This is a genomic window from Porcipelethomonas sp., from assembly GCF_051893655.1.
Taxonomy (GTDB): Bacteria; Bacillota; Clostridia; order Oscillospirales; family Ruminococcaceae; genus Porcipelethomonas.
The window spans coordinates 9,227-14,440 of the sequence record NZ_JBJFHN010000060.1 but is presented as its reverse complement, the minus strand read 5'-3'; the positions used below and the strand labels follow the sequence as shown (position 1 = coordinate 14,440).

Sequence of the window (5,214 nt, the reverse complement as noted above, 5' to 3'; positions counted from 1 at the left end):
TGCCCTTGACAAAATACGCTCACTTTTGGATGACAGAATAGATGGTCTCTAACAGTTGTCTGGCGGATACCTCACAAAAAATCGCTTTCAGTTTTTGAAACCAAAAGCGATTTTTCAGGGGGGTAAAATTACCCTGTTATAAGTTTGTATTTAATTTCCGTTTAGTACAGAACTGTCGATTACTGTTGGATAGACCTTTGCGTTTGTGTACACTATGTAATCCTTAGGCTGATTACCAATTGTTTTGCCATTTTCATCTAATAACTCTGCCTGAATCTGCACTTGATAATTAGCATACTCAGTAAAGCCTTCACCTGTTACAGCGTAATATACGATATCTGCCGGATATATCCTCGGTCCAAGTTCATAACAGCCTTCAATTGTCATGTCATACACATAGATTTTTGCATCACTCATCCTGGTGTTCAACTGCATAGTCGTTTTACCATTCATAAACTCTACACCAAGCAGATAATTTGAGATGTTATCCACCTGTTCATAAGCTGCACTTGTCACAGTTCCGTCTGTTTCAGTATCAGTCTTTTTCCACAGGGTCATTGAAAATCTTACGCTTTTGGCTTGATCGAAATACTGTTCTTCAACCGAAGCAACATTGAAAACGGCTCTTGAGTGTATTTCCATTGCGGTTCTGCTACCATACACTCCAATTGATGAATGACCATTGATACCAAGTCTGGAGAAATTCTTACTATTCTTTCCATAGTCATCATACTCATCCAATTCCGACACAGCGGTATAAGACAAATGCGCCGCTGTAGCAGATTCACGGTGATAATACTTTGCGTCTGCATGAAACGCTGTACTCATACTTGTATAGCTCAATCGCTCCTGGTCATAGGCAAGATTTGAACTTGCGGCAACATTTACACCGATATTCCCTTCGTTTATCTTTTCAGGAAATTCTTCAACATCATGGAACGTCATTGTTATTTCCGCGCTGACTATAACTTGTTTATCATTATTACCAAGAAGAGTACTCATCACATCAGTAGTGACTGCATCCAGATATCCAGACTGCAAGTCAATTTTACTACAGGGACTAGAAGTTCCATCATTCAGAGAATAAATTGCTGTAACATCTTCTTCATTCAATCCTATGATTTCATTATTTACACTGCCGCCAGCTTCATACCGATTCAAAAGCAAATGGAACGCATGATAGAGCTTAACGCTGTTCAAGTAAGATGCTGCAGTCAGATTTGATAATTTTATAGTACTTTTTGCGTTCACCGTAATAGTAGGATTATTTACATTAATCTGTTCATTAGAAGGCGCAACTGAGTACTCGTTTTCTTCCTGATTAAACAAATCAGCAATCAAAACATTACAGAATTTACTTTCGCTTAGCTCCGCAGAACGTAGTCCTTCAAGTTTTTCAGGTGACTGAATTGTGTAGAAATACAGCTGATCTGTGTAAGTATCAAGCTTAGGTACGTAGATACTGATGTAGTAATCCTCATTGATATCATTATCTACGGTCAGTGTATATGTACCGCTTCCATCTGATGTGTACAAATAGTATTTTTTGTTCACAGAATCATAAATGGAATAAGGAGTAGCAGGAACGTTATTTACTTCATCAGTAATATCCTTGTATGCACCGCCGGATTCTTCTGTTGCAGTAATATGTCCTGCGAGTATCTCGTTGAAATGGCGGACTTCAAACGCTTCACCAGCAGCTTCACCGTCTTTTGTAAATTTGTTCAAATCAATACGCCAGCTGTCTCCACCTTGTGATGTAGTTGTTTCAAATCCAGCTGTATTCACCTTGGCATAATAGGTTTGATCAGTGAGACCATTCGGGTCAACAAGAATCATATTGGTTCCGTTTGGAAGTCGTTCAGATGCCTGCTGTGTATTCAGCAGCACATACTTTTCATGATTCCAGTCTAAATTACCGGTGGCAAGAAGACTATTCATATCCTGCTGTGTGTATGTAAAGCGAATATACTGTGTAACCCATGTATTCAGGCTGTCAATGTGAGTAGCGCCGAAAGCGTTTTCATAATCAGACAAGCCGTCATGGGGGTAAGCTACAGACTTAGTATCCGTAAGGGCAGAAGCCTTGAATGAATAGGTCATCTGTTTAACAGTATAGACAGGCACATAGAGATGATAGGCAATTTTACTTGAATCAAGCGGATCCTTGAACTGAACATCTACCAGAGTAAAGGTATTCTGTTTAAGCGAATCGGCATTATTACCATCAAGCTGATACTTATAGCCTGTCACTTCGGTTGTATCATCAGTATTTTCGTGCTGTTCCTTTTGTGTCAGACCGGGTACATCTTCTGTAATCTGGAATTTACCATCTATATATTGACAGGATTTCAGGACTATTTCATAATACGAACTTACTTTGCTATAGTCTGTAGCTGTATTTGTGACAAGCTGAATATAGCGGTTCAAGAGATTCGTTGTTTCTTCTTCATCTGAATTTGACACTAAAATCACAGCAAAATCATCTGTATCCTCAGGTAGATTGCCTGTCTCAGTCTGGTAAGTTGAAATACGGTTGCAGTCTTCATCCACTGAACGCTCAAGGTAGTAACCAATTGTATTTTCACCGCTTATTACAGCGTCAGAAAATGTAGTATACCTTCGTGAATCTGAATTAGCTTTAATATCCGCCAGAAGCTTTGCCGCCATAGTCTTACTACCTGTACCTTCACCGTTAGGAGTATCACAAAGCACCGCACCGTCACCAGATATGATTTCATCTGTTCCCATAGAGGACTGAGGATAGACATTGACATATGGATAGCAGGGCATTTCTACGTGGGTGTCTTCAGCGTAATTCAGTCCGGACTTTTCTGCAGATTCTGCTGAAGCAACTTCATTGCACTTGCCGCTGTAATCTGCGAAAACGAATGAGGCATTTGTATTTGATTTATTCTGGTCTTCTGTCCAGTTGCCTATATTTTTGGAAAAGCCATTTCCGTAGATTGCCATGCCGGTGAACTGGATTGATGTTGTCGTGTCTTTTGTATCCATGTAGCCGACCCATGCACCCATTTTTTCGGAGGCTGATGTAACTCTGTCAAGCTTGATGTTGTAGCCCAGCAGCTTATTTTCAGTGTTTTCTGCAAGATTGCCAATTGCACCGCCTGCATAGTTGTCGGTTGCTCCTATCTCACAATTTTCAACTGCGCTGTCATGAATATAACATACAATACTATTTGTGCCGTATGCGTTTGCATAACCTATAAATCCTCCTGCTCCGCAATTATTATTTGAAATATTTGCACAGGAAATGTCATAATTGGAAACCCGTGAGTTTGATATTTCTATATTTGCACCTTCTCCGGCTGCAGAAACAACATAACCATGTCCCACAAGTCCACCAGCATATGATACATTTACTTTAGCATCTACGTCATATCCTTGAATGGCAATAATTGTATTATGCTTACTTGCATCACCTGTAACTTTACAGTTTTCAATTTTGATACTATATGCAGACCAATTATTTGACCATGTACCGCCGTATAATCCACCCGCGTGCATAGCCTGTATATTTATATTTTTTACTTCACAATTAATGAACTCTGCAACACAGTCCGAGTTACCTTCACTGACTGGCTGCATAAGTCCAACAATGCCACCAGCTTTAGCAACAGCTGTATTTCCTATAGTTATTGGAGAAGCACTTGTTTGTGATTCAACGTGCATATCATAAGCCTGACAGCCGTTTCCGGCGTAACCGACAAGACCTCCTGCTGCTACACTTGCATGATTATAAGTAATAAACTTTGAAAACTTTACAGTAGAAAAATTTGCAGGATCATTGTTTGCTGATCCCAAAGCTGTGCCGTATACTCTTACGCCTCCTTCTTTAACTTTTCCGACAAATGCACCCATTGCGCTTCTTACATTTGTTCCTGAACCATTTGTTTGTGTTTGTGTAGCATATAAAGAGAGTGAAAGATTATCAGCGCTGCATTCAGTAACATTGATATATATCGTTTTTGATTTATTTCCAGAGTAGCCCAGTAAGCCTGCGGCCTGACACGCTCCTCTTACTGATAACTTATCCAACATGATGTTACTAAAGTTACACCATGTTCCATTTAATGACCAGCCCACAACACCGCCAGAAGCAAGACCTAAATATTGAGCACCGACTGCTGAAGCTAGTATTGTTCCGTTATCTTCAAATACATCTGTACTAATGGAACCTGATAAAGTAAAATTAGAAATAATGCTGTTATCACTGCTCATAACTATACTGTCAAAAAATCCTATTCCATGATACAAACTGTTATGATTAACATTAGCAGCAGTACCACCGGCAATTACTTGAGTCGCACTGGAATTTACATGTAAAACATCAAAATAGTTGTCGTTTTTATACTTATTCAGATATATATCTTCATCAATGGTACGATTTTTTCCGTCAAACACGTCAACTTTCATGCAATATCTATTTTTAATTCTGTCCGCATAGCCTGTTGTCTCTTTCTCATCTCCCTGATTTTGGTCATCATAAAATCCGACTGTACCCAATCCTCTGAAACAATCCGGCAAAACATAATCATCACTTCCTGTGAGATTTATGTCATAATAGCCAGATGTGCTTGTTACACAGCGGGCAGGATAACCACCATAGATTATTTCTTCTCTTTCTGTTATTATTTGTTGCTCAAGATCGTGTTGACTTCCTTTATCATCGGCATATTTGGTCCAACCTGCAAATCCAGTTAAATTAGAACCACCAAATCTATTGACATAATATAACTTATTATTTAAAACAAATTTATTGTTATAGTATATTACTGTAAAAGCAGTTGCAGCATCTTTACTATCAGCTAATGACATATTTCCATTAGTTCCATCCATACACATATATTTTTTACTTTCATTTACATATGTAAAAATATAGTAAGTGCTGTCAGAAGATTTCTCAAAAGTCCAAAGAGCAGCATCTGCATCTTTTGATGTATATGTTAGCTTGTTATTATTTATTCCGTTTCCAAAATATTGCTTAGCTCCATTGCTATTGGATATACGAAATGTCTTCCCGTCCAAACCGGCAACATCGCCTGTATAAGATTGATAAGTTGTTTCTGTTATAATATTGGTTACATCAGCTGTTTTCTTTGTATAATGCCTGATAATATAAGGCACAGCATTATTGCCAGCTGTATCATAGTTACTAACAGAATCATTATAATCAGAAACAGCAGCACTATC

The 5,214-nt window shown here is 38.6% G+C and carries 1 protein-coding gene; it reads right to left on the bottom strand.

From position 1 onward, the window contains the following. Positions 1-150: 150 nt before the first annotated feature. Positions 151-5,049 carry a hypothetical protein gene (locus tag ACI4WO_RS03480; RefSeq protein WP_439806167.1) on the bottom strand — a complete coding sequence of 1,633 codons (4,899 nt, stop codon included), beginning with the start codon at positions 5,047-5,049 and terminating at the stop codon, positions 151-153. Positions 5,050-5,214: the final 165 nt, after the last annotated feature.